This is a genomic window from Kordia sp. (assembly GCF_050633145.1).
Lineage (GTDB): Bacteria > Bacteroidota > Bacteroidia > Flavobacteriales > Flavobacteriaceae > Kordia.
Genome location: NZ_JBOEFY010000002.1, coordinates 228792 through 247620, shown reverse-complemented (window position 1 = coordinate 247620; position 18829 = coordinate 228792). Strand labels below are relative to the sequence as shown.

Here is an 18829-nt window from a genome sequence, read left to right as displayed (position 1 = left end):
ATTATGTAGCTTCTGATATTAAAATTAAGAATGAAAGTTTTAGATGTAATCCTAACTTTGTATGAAGCATGTTTTAAGATGTATAAAACCTAATTAAACATGGAAACGAGCTTACCCTTTATGAATTGATATGTAATGTGCAAAATGCGTTTATAAAGAAAGATATAGGGACTGCCAAAATATATTTACCTAACTTAAGAAGTATTTAATATGAAACCTTCGTTAATTAAAGTTACTGTATTATTTAAAGCTATTAATTATGCTTGTGTAAGGCACATGAATTAAAACATATTTAATTCAATTTAAACACTTTATTTTGTTATTCACTAAAGAAAGCAGAACAGTAAAAAAATGCTATTAAAAAAACCTCTTAAGATTTAACTCAAGAGGTTTGTGAAACAAAAAATAGAAGCTTATTATTCTACAATAAGCTTTTTAGTAGTCTTGATATCATTAGATGTTATATTGATTAGGTATAATCCTGAAGCAATATTGCTTACATCTATAGTGTTGTCAGGTGATAATTGCATAGCGATTTGCTTTCCTGCATTATCAAACACTTCAATTTTGATATCTTGTATTCCATTAGGAATTGATATTTTTACGATGTCACTTGCTGGGTTTGGATATAATGATAAACCAGATAGTTCATTTTCTTCTTCAACAGATAATGTGTTGAAATCAAATGTACTCATTCCCGATACAGCTGCAGCGTTCGGATCTACTACATTTACAAACTCTGCCATTCCATTATCAATCATATCAGCTTGCATAAAAGATTTTAAAGGCGTTACTGTAGTTGCTAATGCTGAATTATTTTCTAAGATATACATAGTTCCTGTTGTAGGGCTTCCGTTTACAGTAAATGTATACATAGTAGAGTTTGTTGCAGCAGAAGGTGCAGATAATGTTGCAGGACTTCCTAAAGTTTCTGTAACTAAGTATCCATCAATTGTAGGTTGTGCTACATTAGTTCCATCAAAGAAAGTAGCACCAGCAGCGCTTCCTAACGAAGTTGCTGTTCCTGTATCAATAGTTACACCATCTGGTACTATAATTGTGAATCCGTAACTCTGTACAGAAGTAGCAAAGTTGTTAGCACTTGCATTCGGCACAGCTTGTACTGAAAAGCTATATCCTCCATTGTGCATCAATGTATATGTGTAGCCATCTTGTGCATTTAGCTGGAAAGCTAAAAGACAAATAATGCTCGTTATAAGTATTCTTATTGTATTTTTCATAAAATTAATTTTCTGGTAATTGTTCTTGAATTTGATATGTACTAAAGTTTAGGAAATTCCCTGGATGTGCTAACACATTTTGTAAAAGTATTGGTGTGTCAGGCGTTGTTCCAGTATATTGTGTATTTCCATCCATGTTTATATCATGTATATTATATCCATTTACTACATAAGTAGGGAAATTTAAAAAGTTTCCTGGATTGTTTAATACTTCAGACAATATGCTTGGAGTATCAGGAGTTGTACCTGAGTACTGCACAACAGTATCAGCATTTACATTTCCTGCCCATAATGCCATATCTCCATTAGTTAACTGAACTCTTGCATTATTTCCAAAAGTAGTAGTACCACTACTAGTAAAATCTACACTTGTAGAAACTACAGATAATGCTCTTGTCGTTTGTGTTATAACACCTAAGTGATTACGATGTTTTACAGCTACATAATATGTGCCAGTTAATCCTCGTAATATAACATCAGATGTTCCATCTAAATCAACCACTTCTCCATTACGTTTTACTAGGGCTGAAGTTCCATCTACAACTAATGTATTGTCTGAACCGCTTCTTATTTCAATCCATACCCAGTCAACAACATTCTCACTGGCTAATCCAGTACCTGAAATACCACCATTATTGAATACATTAGAGTTCGATATTATATCTCCTGCATCATAAGGACTAATTTTAGGAATTAAATTCCCAGTACGTAAATCATCATTCATTAATCCGTCATCTACTTCATTAAAACGTGGACCTTGTAAGAATACGCTAGCTTGAATCCTTAAGTCAACAACCTGATTTGGATCCAAGAACCCATTAAATTGTTCTACATCAAATCCGTCACCATTACTACCTTCATATAAAACGGTCAGTGAGATATTATCTAAAGTAGTAGCTTGTAAAGTTCTACTTGAGAATCCATCACCATTACTTCCTTCATACAATACTGTAAGTGAAATGTTTTCAAGCGTTGTGGCTGTTAGCGTTCTATTTGAGAATCCATCGCCATTACTTCCTTCATATAAAACAGTTAGTGAAATGTTTTCTAGAGTAGTCGCTTCTAAAGTTCTACTTGAAAATCCATCCCCATTGCTTCCTTCATATAAAACAGCTAGTGAAATATTTTCTAGAGTAGTTGCTTGTAGAGTTCTACTTGAAAATCCATCACCATTACTGCCTTCATATATGATTGATAATGAAAGATTTGTAAGTGTAGTGCTTAGTTCAACTTCTACGTCGTTACCATCGCCATTGCCTCCTTCGTATTGTGCAAATACGTGGGTGACTTGGAATAGTATAAAAGATAAGATTAAAAATCTTTTTTTCATCTTTCTATATATTAAGGTGCAGTTCTAGCAGCTCTAAATCCTAAACGATTGTTTCCGCTAGCAATTATAGAAGCTCCATCAAATCTATCAGATACTCTAATAAAGTCAGCACCATTTAACCAACTTCCTCCACGGAAACTGTATCCATCACCTGTTGTATTGTTTGGCCAGTTAGATACCGTACCGTTTCCAGTTGTAGAGCTAATAATTCCGTTACCATGAAGTCCAGTAAAGTTTCTTCCTTGAGAAGTTCCTACAGTTACACATCTTTCATATAAGTTTCCTGAAAGTTCCATGATACCATAGTAGCTACCTCCGGTTTCTTCTCTATTGTTATTTACAGCACTAGAAGCAAATATTCCATTTCTTAACGGACCATCAATAGATCCATTTGTTAACGAATACATTGCATTCCCAGTATTTGTTTCTGGATTTGTAATACGTTCACTAGAGAATCCTGAGTTTACAATAGTATAATCATTAGAAGCTATATTAGCACTTCCCCAAGCAAATTCTCCTGGTTTAGGTAAAATAGGTCCTCTACATGCTTTTTCATATTCTAACTCAGATAAAGGTCGTAAACCTGTCCAGTCCATGTATGAATTCATATCTGCAATATCTAAATAAGCGATAGCTCTATCTGGTGCAGATGTTGTAGCACTTGCTGTTCCCCCTGTCCATGAAACTGTATTTCTACTTATGACAGCATCACTATTTTTGTGAGTTGCATCAGTAACGTCTCTGTTTGTTTTTTGATTTTCTGTTAAACTATTAAAGAAAGCTAGCCATTGTCCTTCGGTGACTTCATACTTCATGGCATAAAAATCATTAAATCCTTTAGGGTATGAAGCTGATAAAACACCAGTTTGATCTCCACCATTAGAATTTGTAGCTGTATAGTATAAGTTTCCAGATGTGTTTGCAATTGTTAATGCTGCTTCAGAAGTAATTCTGAACGAAGAAGAAGTTGAAAAACCACCTGAGTGAAATTTGTTTGCTTCGTCTCCTGTTGTTCCTCCTACATAAAAAGATCCTTCAGGAACATATACCATTTCAATAGCAAATACCTGAATGTCTATAATATCATTTGTATCGGTAGAACCAAAATTCCAACGAATTTGAATGTTTTGAAAGTTATTGTTTCCACTTCCGTCAGAATCTCTATAGATAAAAGCTCCAATACCATCAGAGGTAACATCTAATGTAGAACCAGCTGGTGAAGTTGAGTTAGCCTGACTGATAATTCCGTGAGTCCAAGTTCCGTTGTTTACTCTGTACTTGATAAATACCCAAGCAGCATCATAATTAGATGGTCCTGAGCTGATTCTCCATGAGTTTTCCCAAAATAGGTCAAATTCTACATGAACCCAGTTAGAAACTTCATTTAAGTTTTCAAGTGAAATATTGTTCACTTGGATGTTGTTTGCTTTTGTGCTAAAAGCAAAACAAATTAACATTAAGAATAGTGTAATTTTTTTCATTACTTTGATTTTGATTGTTAGTATTAGATAAATTGTTTTCTAGTTTTTTTATGCGCATAACGTGCATAATTTTATAAATTACATAGCTATCAAAATTTGGGGTGGGCTTGATAATGGTTCAAATATATAAGATGAAGCAGCTCAGAAGTACAGTTTTTGTATAAATGGAGTCAAATGTTGTATAGTTTGTTTTTAGCAAAAAAAGGTGAAAATCCCCTTGTTTGTTATCTATTTAAGAAACTAAACCGCATATACATGTTTTTGAACCAATGATACTAACAGCGTCAGAATTTAACCCGAAAAGTGTACCTTTAAACTATAAAACCAATACTTATGCTAAAAGCAGTTTTAATAGATGATGAACCTAAAGCCCTTGAAAGCCTCTCATGGGAGTTAGACAATTTTGGTGACGAGATTGAAATACTTGCTAAGTTTACCGATCCAGAAGAAGCTTTAAAATATATAGAAAGAACACCTTGTGATTGCCTTTTTTTAGATATTGAAATGCCAACAATGGATGGTTTTCAGTTTCTTAATAGACTCAAAACGAAAGATTTTGCTGTAATTATCACAACAGCTTATAATGAATATGCAATTAAAGCATTAAAAGAAGAAGCCATCGATTATTTGTTGAAGCCAATTGATAATGACGATTTAAAAATTGCCATTTCTAAAGTGAAAAAATACATTTCCAGGAATGATGTTTCAACAGAAAAGTTTGAGCGTATTTTATCAGACTATAATAGTAGATTCAATAAGAAACGAATTACAATTAATACGGATGGGAAACTTATTTTTCTCGATTTAGATGATTTGCTTTTTGCAGAGTCTGATGGTAATTATAGTACTTTATATTTGACAAATTCAAAAAAAATAGTGCTCACAAAAAAGCTGAAAGAAGTAAATGCAATGTTGCCAGATGAGCGTTTTTTTAGAATTCACAATTCGTATATCGTCAATTTAGACAAAATTAAAGAATTCATAAAATCTGATGGTTATGTCATTTTGGTTTCCAATCATAAAATACCAATTTCACGACAGCGTAAAGCCGCTTTCTTAGAAAAATTATAAAGAAAATTTTAAATGTATGTACCATTTACCTAAGAATGTAATACTCATTCTTTCCCTCTTCTTATCTACCATTAGCTTTTCGCAAACTGTTGATAGCAGTTTAGCGGAAGTAGCCAATGTGCTTTTAGAACAAAAAGTTACGGGATATGGAGAAATTGATAAAAAACTAGGATTATATAAAAGAGATTCTTTACAGCTTCAATATTTAGTAGACTTATATAAAGAGAAAAAATATTTAGAAGGAGAGAGTTATGTATTAAATGCAATGGGAGAATATTGCCGAAATACATCACAATATGACAAAGCAATTTTGTTTCATGAACAAGCTTTAAGTAAAGCAGAAGCAGTAGAAAATAAACAACTACATGTAAGATCTCTTAATATGCTAGGTGTTGTATATCGTAGAATTGAAGATATACGAAAAGCATTAGATTATCATCAAGAAGCTTTAGTACTTGCAGAAAGTATTGAAGATAGAACAATTGTTGTAAAGAAAAGTATTGCCGTTTCACTAAATAGTATGGGAAACATTTATTTAGTATTGGAACAGTATGATTTGGCTGCACAACGCTTTAAAAAATCAATGGAAATTGAGGAAAGCGTCGGCAATAAACTAGGATTGGCAATTAATTACCATAATATAGGATATACAAAAGAAGCTACAGGAGATTTAGAAGGTGCGCTTATTGATTACAGAGAGTCGTTGCGATATAATGATGAAATTGATTCTGATTTGGGACGTCTTATTTGTAATTCTACAATTGGGAGAATCTATATTCTACAAGAAAAATATCAAAAAGCAGTTAAAATTATTACTAAAGCTTTAAAAATAGGAGAAGGATTGCGCGACAACTTCCATCTTTCTGATGTGTATCTTAACTTAGGTTGGGCTAATTTAGAATTGAAAAACTATACACTTGCAGATAAGTTTTTAAAAGAAGGCTTAACACTATCCAAAGAATTTAACCTAAAAAGTGCCGAAGCAGAAGCGTATAAACATCTATCTGCATTATCAAAAGATCAAGGGCAATTTGAGAAAGCTTTAGTGTATCAAAAACAATCGTATGAATTGAATGAAAATATCAGTAACGATAAAAATTTTAAATATGTCAATGATTTAATTGCAAAAAATGATCAAGAAAGATACAATCTGAAAATTGAAAACCTTGAAAAAGAAAACGCAACTGTAAAGCAAACATTAAAAAGAAATAAAAGCATTTGGATTACGAGTAGTATTGTTTTTGCGTTTTTAGCAATCATGATTTACATTTTATACAGACAACGTTTGTTAAACAACGAAAAGAAAATTTTGACATTAGAACAAGATATGTTGCGCAGTCAGATGAATCCGCATTTTGTGTTTAACTCGTTGAATTCTATCAAACAATACATCATCAGTAACGAGCAGAAAAATGCAGTGCATTACCTCAATAAATTTGCGAAGTTGATTCGTAAAATATTAGATGCTTCTCGTGTAAAAGTAGTATCATTAGGCGACGAATTGGATACGATGGATTTGTATATGAGTATTGAAAATATTCGCTTCTCCAACGAAATTAACTTTGAAATATTGGTTGATGAAGAAATTGATCTCGATCAAATAAAAATTCCATCGCTCGTATTACAACCTTTCTTAGAAAATGCATTGTGGCATGGATTATCTTCCAAAAAAGGAGAAAAAAATATTAAGTTATCAGTTACTAAAACGAAAAATGATTTTGTAACAATTGCAATTACTGATAACGGAATAGGAAGAGAAGCAGCTCAACAAATTGCAACCAATAAAATTGTAAAACGAAAATCAATTGGAATTTCGTTGACTAAAAATCGTTTGACAAATTTTGTGAAAGATTTTAAAAATAGTTTCACAGTTCACTTCATAGATTTAAAAGATCAATTTGAGAATCCAAGCGGAACCGAAGTAGTACTTCATATTCCGTTGCGATAATTTCTAAAACAACGTATTAATTACTTCCATCTCTACTTCTTCCTTCAGTAGCTCTCGATGATGTTATTGGACAATTTGGAACAATAGAATAAGTGCATATTTCTCTTGTATCGCAAAAGAATGTATGATTGTTTGCAGCTCCAGCACCACCAGAAAGTTGCTTTAAATTTTCCATGCTTGAAATTGTCTTCTTTGTAAAATGTAGTTTTTTCATAAGCTATATTAGGTTGCATTCAATAGGTGTGTAAATGTATATGATTGTAGCTTACGAAAATAAAAGTTAGTTTGACAATTTATAAATTATCATGCTTTATCTTCTTTAAATAGTAGGATGGAGAGATTCCTGTTTGCTTTTTAAAAACACGACTAAATGTTTCATGTCGTGTAAAACCAAACTGTTCTGCAATATATTTTAAAGTATATTGTTGGTATTGTTTGTCCGTTTTCAGCTTGACTAATACTTTGTTAATTCGATACTCATTCAAGTAATTTACAAACGATTTACCTTTATATTCATTCACAATTTTTGAAAGATACGAAGTGTTGGTATCAATTTCTTTAGCGACAGAGTTTAACGTGCAGTTAATGGATAAATAATATTCATCTTCTTCTAATTGTGTTAGCGAAGCCAAAATACGTTGTACTTCCGTATCTTCAATTTTTTGTATATGATTTGATGTTATAACAGATTTATCTTGCGTTGTTGTTTCAAGTTTTTTAAGAATATCCGCCAGTTTTTTACTATTGTAACGATTCTTTCTAAAATAAAATAAAGCAATCAATCCGATTCCGATAATACTACCTATTGTAGTAAAAAGAATGATTTTCTGAGTGTACGAAGCTTTTGTTTCTATCTGAGAAATCTTTTTTTCTAAAATTGATACATCATATTCGTTCTGCAATTTTGCAAATAACTTCCGATTGTCTTGTTGAACTTTACGACTTAACTTTTTATACTTCTCTAAATAGATATCTGCTTTTGCATGATTGTCTACATAAAAATAATTCTTAGTCAACAATAAATAAATCTCTGAGGTATCATTAAAATGAAAATCTTTTGTAGACAAAAGCGCGCTAGCTTTTTCAAGGATATTAATTGCTGCTTGATGCTCTTGTAACTCATCATGCAATCGACCCAAATACAAATACAAAAACATTCTCCATTTGGGATCATTATTGTTTTCAAAATAGGTCAATGCTTTTTGAAAAACGTCCAAGGCTTTATCATGTTGTTTTGTTTCTTGATACCATTGTCCTTGTGTGCTTAAAAATAAAAAATAACCAAAAGTGTCTTCATATTGTTGACTCTTTTTTAATCCTGAATCAACATAAAATTGAGTAGAATCTAAATATTTCGAATTTGCTTCCAATCGATACATATCTAAATACAATTCTCCAATAAGATGCATTGCGCTAACTTCACTATAGGCGGCTTGCGTATCTTTTATAAAACCTTTTAAGGCTGCATGTACATCTTTTAAAGCTTCTTTTGGTGTTTGCAATTCCTTCTTAATTAAAGCAATATTATTCAACGCAACCAAAGTCATATATTGATCGTCTGAAGTTGCATTTGCTGTAATTACTTCTTTATAATTGGAAAAAGCGGTTTCTAAATTGCCTTCTTCATAAGCAATAGTTCCTTTTAAATTAAAACAATTTGCAAGCATATAGCTGTTATTGGCTTGTGTGGCATAATAGTGAAGGCTATCAATAGCTTGTGTTAATTTGGTTTTCTTTCCTTGTCTTTTATAGGCTAATGCCAGATTGTAAAACGCATTATTCCTCTGTTCTAAATTATTATTGAATCTAGCTATAGCAAGCATTCTATGCGCATAGACTTCTAAAGTTTTAAAATCATCATTTTGAGAATTTATAAACAAAGAATCTAACTGTTTGAATGAAAGTGTATCAAGGTCAAGTTGTTTGGTTTCTGTTTGAGCGAATGTTTCTAAAGAAATACACGTACATATAAAGAATACGAATTTATAAATGAGTGAAAGGTTCCTTTTTTTCATTTGGTATGGCAAGATTTTCTTTGCAAAATAAAGATATTGAACTGCTTACCAAAACTTCAGATCAAGTAAAATAATCTTTAAAAGTCATATTACACCAAAGAAGTTTGACATTTTATAAATTATCAAGACGTTTCATAAATTGGCAAGAAGTCCTTTTTTTTCTCTCAAAATTACCATGTTATTTAGCTGCATTGTTAACCAAAACCTTATTAAAAATGAAAAAACAGAATCTAAAAAATCTGAACTTTACAAAGAGAACAATTTCTAACATGAATGTTATTAGCGGAGGAGCGCAAGACCAAGGAACTAGAGGTTGTATTCCAATAGGAATTCCATTAACATATCAGCGTACTTGCCCAGTATCAGCTTGTCAAGCGTGTAGATAGATGGTTTATAGTATTGTTTAAACAGAAAGAAGCGGCAAAAGCCGCTTCTTTAGCATATGTTTGTGTAGAATTGAATGTGTCTAACAATCTAAGAGCGAAGCGATCTAAAGAGAAAGCGTGTCTAAAAGCAAAGCGCGTCTATGAGGCAAAGCCGATCTAATTCAAAGAATCTTTTACAACCGTAACAGAATCCTTTATAACTTCAGGTTTCACTTCAGTTCTATTTGGATATACATCCTTATCAGACAAATTTTCACCGATTTTCCAGGTTTCTCCCAATTGATTTAAAATTTGTTCGTTCCATTTAGAAGGATGCTTTGCGTCAATCCAAACAACATCTTTATATGAAACATCAACCAAAGCTAAATCTGGAGTAGAACCGCCATCAAATTGCGTACTGTTTTCGCGTTTTGCAGCAATAGTACTCAGCATAAATAAACGTCTTTTTCCGCCAATATCTCTAATAAATGGTCTAAATTCAACTGGTTTATTTACAGTCCAATCGTATTCTTTTTTCGATTCCATCACTTTAGCAGGCATTGCAGAAACTCCTGCCAATCCTTCTTTTTTGCTAGAATGGTTATAATAATACACATTATTGCTTCCGTCCGCAGGAATAAAAACACTCATAGATAAACCAGTTCTGTCGTTACCGATAGGCTCTAAACCAAACCAATGATACAATCCGTCATAGGCATTATTTGTAGTACCCGTAAATTTAAAATCGGTTACAAAAGGTTGCTGATTTTGATCTTCTACCAAATCTGGGATTTTAACCGCCGTTTTCTTATTCCACGGAAGTGGATCTGTAAAACCACCTAAAAACATCATCGATTTTGCTTGGATGCGTGATACTTTTTCAGACAAGGTGTTTTGGCGTGTTAAATACGGATACTTTTGTACATCTTCCGCAGCAATAAAAGTTCCTTTTCCAATTAACAAACGTTCTAAGTAATCGTTAAAATCGTGTTCTCCAGTTTCTAAAACCATCACACCACCAAACGTTGGATATGGAAAAAAGAATCCTTTCCATTTTATCAAGCTTACCACTTGAACCCAATTTCCTTTATCGTTTTTCATATAATACGCTTCATGCGGCTCATAATTAAGTAATTGCCAAGGATTGAAACGTTGCACAACGGCATTATAGGTGTTTCTACTAAACGCTAACGACTCACCAATGGAAAACGTTGCTTTGATACGATTGTCGTTTGAGAAGCGAGGAGAAGGTGAGGTACTCGATACTGAAAACAACTCTTCAATATCATCTTTTGTACGTTGAATAAAGTACTCTTGAGAAGGTTGAACCGCCATTGTCCATTGATTGCGATCGTCTACACGAACCAATTGCGGTGGCGAAACTTCTTGCGTTTCTGTAATAGATTCATACGCCATTGTTTTGATATTGTTGTATGGCTGAATACGTTCATTTCTACTTAAAGGAAGCTCCGAAATTTCTTGTAAATTCATGTTTTTGTATACATTATAGGTTTGCATGTATTCATACATTCCTACAGGCCATAACATCACATAAATTAATACGACAGAGGCTAATGTCAAAAACCCTTTCAATAGTTTTTTGGGTGTACTTACTGTTTTTCGAACAGCTCTAATTCCAAAATATAAAATTACACTGAATAAGAGTAGTATAAATAAGTACTTTCGTAAGAAGAGTAAAAACGGTTGGTAATCATCTCTTAAAATAAAAAGTACACAAAAAAGGATCAATCCTATGATGATAAGAATGATTTTTTGTTTAGTTCCACGGTTCCAAAATCTTTTTAGCATAGTTCTTATTTTAATAATCCTTTATCTTTTAATCGTTCTCTAGCACTCTTTTTTGGTGCTTCAGGTTCTTTGGTAGTTTCTTCTTTTGTTGTATCTGTTGTTTCTTTTTTATCTGATGAAAAACTATCAGCAGCTTCTTTACCTTTCGTTTTAATATCGTCAATAATATCTTTTCCTGTGTCCACTACTTTGTCAATAATTCCTTCAGATTTATCTTTTACACCTACCACAAAACTTCCAATGTAAACTCCGATCATTGTTCCAAATACGGCAGAAACGTAATATTCTATTCGTAAGCTAAAAGGTAGTAGCAGAAAAAATAATACAGCAACAATGAATATTAGGTTTACATAAATTAATCGTGGTATAAATTCTTGATCGACAAAGAACCCTTTTTTGCTTTCAGGCTTCATTTGCAATTCTTTTGAATTTGTAATTTTATTGATGGTTCTATACAAGCCATTATTTTTTGCTTCTAGCCAATAGAGCGAGACTCCAAAAATGATACTTGAAATAAATATGATAATGTCAAATGTAATCATGAGTTCCAGGTGTTTTGTTTAATTAATTTAATAACCCAATTTTGATAGGACTCGTCCCACGAATTGTATGTTGTGTAAAATGTTTCTTTGTCGTACCAATACAAGAAAAGCGGATCTTTATATGTGGTTGTTTTTACAATAAGTTTCCAAACAAGCTCTTGCACATGCATTGGCAATTCAGGTGTTGGAATTTGAATACATGCCAATACTTCGGGGGTTAATCCGCCATCAACATCTAAAGCATTTGCGTTTTTTGCATTTGTTTTCAAACGCTCTAAAATCATGAGTTGCTTTCGTGCATCGGCGCTCAAGCGATTCAAATAACGTTTGTATACATTTGAATTTTCTATGATATCACTCAACGAATGCGTAGCGTCTTTTATGTGTGATAAGAAAATGATTTTTTGTACACGTTCAAAATACCCTGATAAGGCACTATGCTCAGGATCGAGTACAATCATTTTTTCTGCTGCCAAAGCACTATAAAAACGTCCATCTTCAATATGAAATGCTTGTGTAGTAGACGAAGTTTTTACTTTATCTGCTTCTGCTTTCGATTCAAAAATTAAAATATTCTTTCCGCTTCCTTTTCTTCTAAATACAAATACGCCACCAAAAGCTTTAGTGTAAAATGAACTCGTTTTATAATCGACACTGTCCATTTTTAATGTGCGCTGACGCAAATCGCCATGTTTTCTAGCAGAAGCTAAAATTTTTAAATGCAGACTTTCGTCTAAAAAATTATCTTCTTGATTAAATTCTTTTATCAGCTCTAATTGTTTCTGTTGAACCGTATATAAATCTTCAACAACACTAAAATCTACTGTAACTTGATTGTATTTTAGTAAATCTTCGGGTTCGTAAAATGCGTCAATATATTGATCTAAATCAATACAAATTGCCGCATCACGTGTAATATCTTTAATGGTGTGTTTGTGTTGTTTAAATACCAAATCTATAATTTCTCTATCAAAACTATGAAAAGGAGAATACGCAGGTTTGTCATTTTGCTTTGGTGAAAGAATAATTGCATTCGGATTGGCTTCACCTGAATTTAAATATAAAAAATCATCTTTCTCCTCAGCAATTTCTGGACTCCAGCCCATTGCATCAATATGAAAACTGCTCAATTGAGTTGGTGCAGTTCCAATAAAGGAAAGACATTTATTATAGCGTTCTACCAAAGCACCTGTAACAGGGACTAAGGCAGCGCCAAATAATTCAGATCGTTTTAATTTTTCCATGTGTTAATTTAATTCACCTTTTTCTCAAAAATAAGGTATCTCTTGCTAAGTTACTTTATAAGTAGCTAATTTTTATTGCTTGTTACAGCGAATACACTATGCAATTTAAAATTCTTAAAGAAAAATAATGTTTTATGATAGAAAAACATAGATTTTTTAGATCATCTGCATAAAAATGAGATGCCTGTTTTGTAGTCGTGATTTCAATAATTTCGACTAGCGATTGTTGAATGTCGAGTAGGTGCTATTTTTTCAACAGATTCTGCTATATACCTTTGATTCGTATTAATCATTAAAATATTTAAAAGATGAAAAAAAAGAATTTGAAATTTCTTAAGTTGAATAAATCAACTGTAAATTCTTTCTCTGTTAGAGGAGGAGAAGAAAAAACGGAAACATGTACACTAGGGTCTTTTGTTAGTCCTCGTCATTGTCCATTTGGGCCTCGTGAAGATACTTTAGATTTTAATTGCCCAACGACAGTTTAGGAAATCGTTAATGTTGACTATCTATAGCTGACATATGATTAAAGAAAAAGCCTTAAAGTTCGTTTAAGTGAACTTTAAGGCTTTTCTTTTTTTATAAACGAGCGTCATTCTTAGGGCAAACAATTTAATTCGCCTGTTAGAAGACTTTTGTTGGCTCTTGAATTACCTGGATGAGTTACTGTGCATGGGCTATTTGCATTAGTGGTATTACAAGTATCACAGTTTGTTTGACAAGTTATAGATTCGTCACCAGTATTATTACAGATAGTATCTACATCAGAGTTGTTAGCACCACCAAGGATTGATTGTGTATTTCCAATTGTAGCAATTTTGATCTTCTTTAAATTTAATTTTTTCATATCTCAATGTTTATTTTTTTATGCTAATATAGAAGTGTAATCATTTGAAATCAAAGGTTTGTACTCGAAATTATTGGATTTCGAGCACTATCTGTCATAAACTAACTTTTTATTTAGCTTATTTTTTTGATGTAATAATAGAGAGACATTATAGAGCGTTTTGTAGTCTTGATTTCAATAATTAAAGGTAGTAATTGTTGAATATCGAGCAGGTGTTTTTTTTGGAGTTATATTGAAACATATCTTTGATTCATATTAATTTTAAAATCATTTAATTATGAAAAAAAGAAATCTTAAATCGTTAAGTCTTAATAAGAAATCAATTTCTAATTTGATTTCTATTAAAACTAAAGGAGGCGGAAGAACTGATGGTTCTGGCAAATGTTCTGTTAATTATAATGGCTGTGCTTCAGGTGTGCCCGGTTGTCAAAATCATCAATAATACGTATTAGCGAACTTCGGTTCAGTCATGGTCGGAAGATTTTTTTCTTTCGACTTTTTTTTGGTTAAATAAGCTTTTTAGGTTTTATTGTTTGATAGTTAATAGATTATGAAAAACTCAGTCAGTGTACTTTAGAAGATACTTTTAATGAAAACACTTTTAGATTTCAGTTTCGTTTATCTTTTTGATATAATACGAAGGATACAACTTGGTTCGCCTTTTAAAATCTTTTGAGAACGATTCAGCAGAGTTATATCCAAGTTCTGAAGCAATTGATTTGATATTGTAAGCTCTAAATTTTCTGTCATTCGTCAGTTTTTCCAAGGCATAATCAATACGAAGATCTGTGATGTATTGAATGAACTTTTTTTGTTTGTGTGTTTGAATCACTTTTGACAAGTACGTACTATTGGTATTAATTTTATTTGCCACAAAACTCAAAGAACAATTTTTGTTTAGAAAAAGATTGTTGTTTTCAAACTGTGTTAAACCCTCTAGAATTTTTGAAATATTTTCTTGACTAATATTTAATTTTTTGGAAGAAGGTTTTTTCTGATTCTTTTGCTTCAATTCATCTAATACATGCTGAAAGTGTCGTTGATTTTGTGATTGTTTTTGTTTATAATAAATCACTATTCCGATGAGTAGAAGGAACATGCAAGCGAAGATGATACCGTAGCTATAGCTTTTTCCTTCAAGATCATTTTTTAATGAATTAATAGTGTCTTTAAAAGTGACAATATCATATTTTCGATATAGTTTTTCGATACGTTGTTGGTTTAAATCGTCGTTTCTAGCATCTTCTTGATGGAATAAATTATAATATTTTATCATATTTTGAACATCATTCTGTTGCTCGTATGATTTTGCCATAAGAATATACAATTCTTGTATATCTGGAAAGTCTGCTTTTGTTTGTAGTACTAAGGAATCTGTTTTTTTGAAATACGAAAGTGCTTTTTCATAATTGCCCGTTACATAATAGTTTTTACCTCTGTATAAGTATAAAATAATAAGTCTGCTTGGAAGATTTAAGTTCTGAATTAGTTCTTCGGCCTTTATTAAATCTGTAGTCGCTTGTTCAATATTTCCTTTTTCATGATGAATAATTCCTTTGAGTCCAAGTGAAATGGCAAAACCCAAATTATCATTGTATTGTAAACTCTTTTCAATTGCTATAGTGTTGTAATACTGTGCAGAATCTAAATATTTTGTACCTGCATTTCTTTGGTCGATAAAGATGTTTGTATATACATCACTAATCGTCATAAGCGAATTGATGTATGGTAAACTGTAAGTTGCTCCGTCTTTTTGATTCACTAAACTTTCATAAAACGGAATGTTTTTTTTTACCAATTGTAAGGCGTCGAAGTTTTGACCTATTTGTGTTTTGATGAGCGCAATGTCGTTGGTTAGATTTGCTTGTGTAAGAAGGTCGTCCTTTTGTTTTGCAATGTCATATACTTTCGTGTAGAGTTCGATTGCTTTAAGGTATTCGCCAAACTCGTAATAAATACCTCCTTTATAATATAGATGATTGGAAAGAAACATTTCGTCGTTTTCAACCTGTTTGACAGCAATATCTATGTGATATAGCGCACTGTCTTTATTACGTAATGTGCTATACATACTTGCCAATAGAAAGTGAATTTTATGCGTAGTAACTTCATTGGTTTTACTAGAAGATTTTTTTAAAAGTGCAATTAAATATTCTTTAGCAATGTTAGGGTTTGCTTTTTGATACTTTCGAAATCCACTTTTTAAACTATCTGTTGATTGTTCTTGAAGCGTAGTTTGTGTTATTTTTTCAGAAGTTTGCGCAACTGTGAGTTGCATGAAAAAGACAGCGACGAGTATGCAATACAATTTTTTCATGATTTCTCTATTTTATCTAAGTATACTTGTGTTTCAGGTATCATGTGTTCCCATTTATTACCTTGAAACTCATCAATTACTGCTCTCATAATTATGACATAATTGTCAACAAGTCCAACAATATGTCCGCCTTCCAACGCTTTAAAGTTATGTTTTTCGATAAAATCTTTACATAGCTTTTTCTTGATTTTCTTTCTACGATGCCGTAGATGATATTTAGGATGATACCAGTAGGCTATAGGTGCTACAATTGCACTAAAACATCAGCCTTATTTCTTTCTTGAGCTACGACACTAGAAAAAGAGGTGAAAAAAATACTAAAATGAATAGTCTTTTCATGAGTTTGATTTTATAAAGCTTCAAAAATTAATCTCTGATGAAATATACTTTCGCAATTTTTCCATTTTCTATTTTATAAATTGCAATAGTTTCATTAGAAACTCCCTTTTTAAAAGTAACACGTTCGTGATCGATCACTGTATTTAGTTGAACTGTTCTGTTTAATACTTCACAATGGAGTTCAGGATTTCTTTCAAAGATTCCTTCAAAATCTTTTTTATATGCTTCTATTCCTTTTAGTTCAAGAGTATTCGGGAATGTGTAAATTTCTACATCATCGCTAAAATTTTCAAAAAAAGCTTCGTAGTTTCTTAGATTATAAGCATTCACTTGTCTTTGGACAATATTTTCAGGCGTTTCTTTTAAGATGTCTTCTATGTTATAAATACTTCCACTTTTTATCACATGACTTATCTGTTGCAATGCTTCAAGATTTTCTAAAGGATTTGCATCAAGAATGATTAAATCTGCCATTTTTGATACTTCAATGCTCCCTATTTCGTTGTCTTTGTCTAATACTTTAGCAGCATTTATGGTGGAAGCTTGTATGATTTCTAAATTAGACAATCCAGCAACTTTCATGTCTTGTACTTCTTGTTGATAGGAAGTGGCGTGCAAGGTTCCGATGTTTCCAGCGTCAGTTCCAGTAGCAATATTGATATTGTGTTTTTGCAACAACATTAGGTTGTCTGCTTCAATTTTATCAAAATCTGGCAATGCTTTTTTTCGTAGCAAACCATACCTTTTATAATAATCGAATAACTTGTCATTATCCAAATGTTTGTGATCTTGAAAACTTTTGATTGGAAACGGATTCGATAAACGTAACTCTTCATTCGTAAAAGATATTTCTTGCGCAAATGCTTCTGCATATTGATTGCTCACCATTAAGGTAGGAACATAACTTACCTTGGTTTTTTTAATCATTTGTAAAAACACATCGTCAATAGGTTCATCAATGCTGTGTACTAAAATATCTGCTTTGGCTTCCAAAGCACGTTTGGCAGTTTTAAGTTCTGTTGCATGTACAGCAACTTTCAAATTGTGTTTGTGACTTTCTTCAATAGTAGCCTTTACAATTTCATAATTCAAAGCGGCATCGCCATTATTTATATACCAAATTTTAATAAAATCGGGTTTGTATGGCAATTGTTTCTTTACCAAATTAATAGCTTCTTCTACGGTACTTGCTTTAATGATTGGACTGTCTTCAATGTCAAAAGCTTTTGGTTGATACGTTGATACTAAAGGTCCAGTTAAGTAAATATTTGGGAATTCAGTATTATCATTATACCGATCACGAATTTTGTAATTGTACATTGGTCCACCAACGTCAATAATGGTGGTAATTCCAGATTGTAAATAGCGTTTTAATAAATCGGGAGCGTTTTGGCGCAACCATTTTCGTTCTTCTTCATATGGTTGATATTTTCGTAAATCAAACGCATCTGGGCGTGTATATAAACTTCCTGATTGAAACAAATGTACATGACTGTCAATCAATCCTGGAAGCAACCATTTTCCTGTTCCATCTATTTTTATAACAGTGGAATCATCAGTAGCAATCTTCTTTTTGATTTCAACAATTTTTTTATCACGAATTAAAACACTTCGTACTTTTTCTTTTCCAGTATGAACATCAATTACATTGATGTTTTCAATAAGTACAGCTTGATTTCTCTTATTGAGTTTTACACTTTTTATATTGATAGGAATTTCATTAGGTATAAATTCACTTTTAATCAATAATGATTGTAAACTTTTCGTTTTGTCAGATGTTTTAGAACTTAAATTAAATGAAAAGTTTTTGTTCTTGTAATCAGCTCTCCAATTACGTATGTATTTGTTATAAATCTTTTCTTCAAACCCTGCATTTGCAATAGGAACGTTCGTCCATGAGTCATCTTTCTCTTGTACTTTTAGTGTGATATTATCTAAATAAAATAGCCCTGCATCTCTTACCATGCATCCAAAATGTATTGTTGAAGCTGAATCTTTAATGAATCCTTCAAGTGAATATGTTTGCCATTCATCTTTTACGATAGGCGAATCATACATGCGTCCTGTATGTAGCGGTTCTCGTTCAGCATCATACACATTTACATATAATTGTGCATTTGCATTGGGTTTAAGTGATTTTACTTTAACTTCCGCAGAAAAGATAAACTTTTTATTGACGTGCTTTTTTATTGGAATTTGCTGAGAGATAAATGTCCAATTATTGTTTTGACTGTAGCTGACTGAAATACACAAAAACAATAGGAAAATAAGTTTTTTCAT

Annotated in this window: 16 protein-coding genes; 5 read left to right on the top strand and 11 right to left on the bottom strand. The window is 31.9% G+C overall.

Annotated elements, in window-relative coordinates:
- Window positions 1–416: 416 nt before the first annotated feature.
- From ACRBBL_RS01545 to ACRBBL_RS01535, 3 genes are read right to left on the bottom strand one after another with little or no spacing between them, the layout of a single operon-like run.
- Window positions 417–1241, bottom strand: a complete 825-nt coding sequence (locus ACRBBL_RS01545; protein WP_431367268.1) for a T9SS type A sorting domain-containing protein — start codon at window positions 1239–1241, stop codon at window positions 417–419.
- 4 nt (window positions 1242–1245) lie between these two features.
- Window positions 1246–2571: a hypothetical protein gene (locus ACRBBL_RS01540; RefSeq protein WP_431367267.1), complete on the bottom strand. Its 1326-nt coding sequence runs from the start codon at window positions 2569–2571 to the stop codon at window positions 1246–1248.
- 11 nt (window positions 2572–2582) lie between these two features.
- The gene (locus tag ACRBBL_RS01535; RefSeq protein ID WP_431367266.1) at window positions 2583–4052 is read right to left on the bottom strand and encodes an SUMF1/EgtB/PvdO family nonheme iron enzyme; all 1470 of its coding nucleotides are present in this window, start codon (window positions 4050–4052) and stop codon (window positions 2583–2585) included.
- Between the two features lie 333 nt (window positions 4053–4385).
- On the opposite strand from ACRBBL_RS01535, the gene ACRBBL_RS01530 reads away from it, so the two are divergent.
- Window positions 4386–5123 carry a LytR/AlgR family response regulator transcription factor gene (locus ACRBBL_RS01530; protein WP_431367265.1) on the top strand — a complete coding sequence of 246 codons (738 nt, stop codon included), beginning with the start codon at window positions 4386–4388 and terminating at the stop codon, window positions 5121–5123.
- A 16-nt stretch (window positions 5124–5139) separates the two neighbouring features.
- Window positions 5140–7071, top strand: a complete 1932-nt coding sequence (locus ACRBBL_RS01525; RefSeq protein WP_431367264.1) for a tetratricopeptide repeat-containing sensor histidine kinase — start codon at window positions 5140–5142, stop codon at window positions 7069–7071.
- 16 nt (window positions 7072–7087) lie between these two features.
- Here the strand turns inward: ACRBBL_RS01525 and ACRBBL_RS01520 are convergent, their stop codons facing one another.
- Both ACRBBL_RS01520 and ACRBBL_RS01515 read right to left on the bottom strand, forming a co-directional pair.
- Window positions 7088–7285: a hypothetical protein gene (locus ACRBBL_RS01520; RefSeq protein ID WP_431367263.1), complete on the bottom strand. Its 198-nt coding sequence runs from the start codon at window positions 7283–7285 to the stop codon at window positions 7088–7090.
- 79 nt (window positions 7286–7364) lie between these two features.
- Entirely contained in the window at window positions 7365–9086 is a 1722-nt protein-coding gene (locus tag ACRBBL_RS01515; protein ID WP_431367262.1) for a tetratricopeptide repeat protein, read from the bottom strand.
- Between the two features lie 215 nt (window positions 9087–9301).
- Here ACRBBL_RS01515 and ACRBBL_RS01510 point away from each other — a divergent pair, with 215 nt between their 5' ends.
- The gene (locus tag ACRBBL_RS01510) at window positions 9302–9472 is read left to right on the top strand and encodes a hypothetical protein (protein WP_431367261.1); all 171 of its coding nucleotides are present in this window, start codon (window positions 9302–9304) and stop codon (window positions 9470–9472) included.
- Between the two features lie 156 nt (window positions 9473–9628).
- Here ACRBBL_RS01510 and ACRBBL_RS01505 read toward each other — a convergent pair whose 3' ends face one another.
- Genes ACRBBL_RS01505 through ACRBBL_RS01495 form a run of 3 tightly spaced genes read right to left on the bottom strand, consistent with a single transcriptional unit; the run spans window position 9629 to window position 13046 of the window.
- Window positions 9629–11260 carry a hypothetical protein gene (locus ACRBBL_RS01505; protein ID WP_431367260.1) on the bottom strand — a complete coding sequence of 544 codons (1632 nt, stop codon included), beginning with the start codon at window positions 11258–11260 and terminating at the stop codon, window positions 9629–9631.
- A 5-nt stretch (window positions 11261–11265) separates the two neighbouring features.
- Complete coding sequence (locus tag ACRBBL_RS01500; RefSeq protein WP_431367259.1) at window positions 11266–11802, bottom strand: hypothetical protein; 537 nt, start codon at window positions 11800–11802, stop codon at window positions 11266–11268.
- The gene (locus tag ACRBBL_RS01495; RefSeq protein ID WP_431367258.1) at window positions 11799–13046 is read right to left on the bottom strand and encodes a DUF6638 family protein; all 1248 of its coding nucleotides are present in this window, start codon (window positions 13044–13046) and stop codon (window positions 11799–11801) included. Before ACRBBL_RS01495 ends, ACRBBL_RS01500 begins: the two co-directional genes overlap by 4 nt.
- Window positions 13047–13354: 308 nt before the next feature.
- On the opposite strand from ACRBBL_RS01495, the gene ACRBBL_RS01490 reads away from it, so the two are divergent.
- The gene (locus ACRBBL_RS01490) at window positions 13355–13534 is read left to right on the top strand and encodes a hypothetical protein (RefSeq protein WP_431367257.1); all 180 of its coding nucleotides are present in this window, start codon (window positions 13355–13357) and stop codon (window positions 13532–13534) included.
- 110 nt (window positions 13535–13644) lie between these two features.
- Here the strand turns inward: ACRBBL_RS01490 and ACRBBL_RS01485 are convergent, their stop codons facing one another.
- Window positions 13645–13893, bottom strand: coding sequence for a hypothetical protein (locus tag ACRBBL_RS01485; RefSeq protein WP_431367256.1), 249 nt, complete (start codon window positions 13891–13893; stop codon window positions 13645–13647).
- A gap of 277 nt (window positions 13894–14170) precedes the next feature.
- Here ACRBBL_RS01485 and ACRBBL_RS01480 point away from each other — a divergent pair, with 277 nt between their 5' ends.
- Window positions 14171–14335, top strand: coding sequence for a hypothetical protein (locus ACRBBL_RS01480; protein ID WP_431367255.1), 165 nt, complete (start codon window positions 14171–14173; stop codon window positions 14333–14335).
- A gap of 159 nt (window positions 14336–14494) precedes the next feature.
- Here the strand turns inward: ACRBBL_RS01480 and ACRBBL_RS01475 are convergent, their stop codons facing one another.
- Window positions 14495–16210 (bottom strand): helix-turn-helix domain-containing protein, encoded by a 1716-nt coding sequence (locus tag ACRBBL_RS01475; RefSeq protein WP_431367254.1) that lies wholly within the window; start codon window positions 16208–16210, stop codon window positions 14495–14497.
- Between the two features lie 366 nt (window positions 16211–16576).
- On the bottom strand, window positions 16577–18829 hold the full coding sequence (locus ACRBBL_RS01470) for an amidohydrolase family protein (protein ID WP_431367253.1): 2253 nt from the start codon (window positions 18827–18829) through the stop codon (window positions 16577–16579).

Bases quoted from the DNA above. Each gene is read 5' to 3' on its own strand.
- ACRBBL_RS01470 (WP_431367253.1), bottom strand. From the start codon at position 18,829: ATGAAAAAACTTATTTTCCTATTGTTTTTGTGTATTTCAGTCAGCTAC.
- ACRBBL_RS01475 (WP_431367254.1), bottom strand. From the start codon at position 16,210: ATGAAAAAATTGTATTGCATACTCGTCGCTGTCTTTTTCATGCAACTC.
- ACRBBL_RS01535 (WP_431367266.1), bottom strand. From the start codon at position 4,052: ATGAAAAAAATTACACTATTCTTAATGTTAATTTGTTTTGCTTTTAGC.
- ACRBBL_RS01480 (WP_431367255.1), top strand. From the start codon at position 14,171: ATGAAAAAAAGAAATCTTAAATCGTTAAGTCTTAATAAGAAATCAATT.
- ACRBBL_RS01515 (WP_431367262.1), bottom strand. From the start codon at position 9,086: ATGAAAAAAAGGAACCTTTCACTCATTTATAAATTCGTATTCTTTATA.
- ACRBBL_RS01525 (WP_431367264.1), top strand. From the start codon at position 5,140: ATGTACCATTTACCTAAGAATGTAATACTCATTCTTTCCCTCTTCTTA.
- ACRBBL_RS01530 (WP_431367265.1), top strand. From the start codon at position 4,386: ATGCTAAAAGCAGTTTTAATAGATGATGAACCTAAAGCCCTTGAAAGC.
- ACRBBL_RS01490 (WP_431367257.1), top strand. From the start codon at position 13,355: ATGAAAAAAAAGAATTTGAAATTTCTTAAGTTGAATAAATCAACTGTA.
- ACRBBL_RS01495 (WP_431367258.1), bottom strand. From the start codon at position 13,046: ATGGAAAAATTAAAACGATCTGAATTATTTGGCGCTGCCTTAGTCCCT.
- ACRBBL_RS01545 (WP_431367268.1), bottom strand. From the start codon at position 1,241: ATGAAAAATACAATAAGAATACTTATAACGAGCATTATTTGTCTTTTA.
- ACRBBL_RS01520 (WP_431367263.1), bottom strand. From the start codon at position 7,285: ATGAAAAAACTACATTTTACAAAGAAGACAATTTCAAGCATGGAAAAT.
- ACRBBL_RS01540 (WP_431367267.1), bottom strand. From the start codon at position 2,571: ATGAAAAAAAGATTTTTAATCTTATCTTTTATACTATTCCAAGTCACC.
- ACRBBL_RS01500 (WP_431367259.1), bottom strand. From the start codon at position 11,802: ATGATTACATTTGACATTATCATATTTATTTCAAGTATCATTTTTGGA.
- ACRBBL_RS01485 (WP_431367256.1), bottom strand. From the start codon at position 13,893: ATGAAAAAATTAAATTTAAAGAAGATCAAAATTGCTACAATTGGAAAT.
- ACRBBL_RS01510 (WP_431367261.1), top strand. From the start codon at position 9,302: ATGAAAAAACAGAATCTAAAAAATCTGAACTTTACAAAGAGAACAATT.
- ACRBBL_RS01505 (WP_431367260.1), bottom strand. From the start codon at position 11,260: ATGCTAAAAAGATTTTGGAACCGTGGAACTAAACAAAAAATCATTCTT.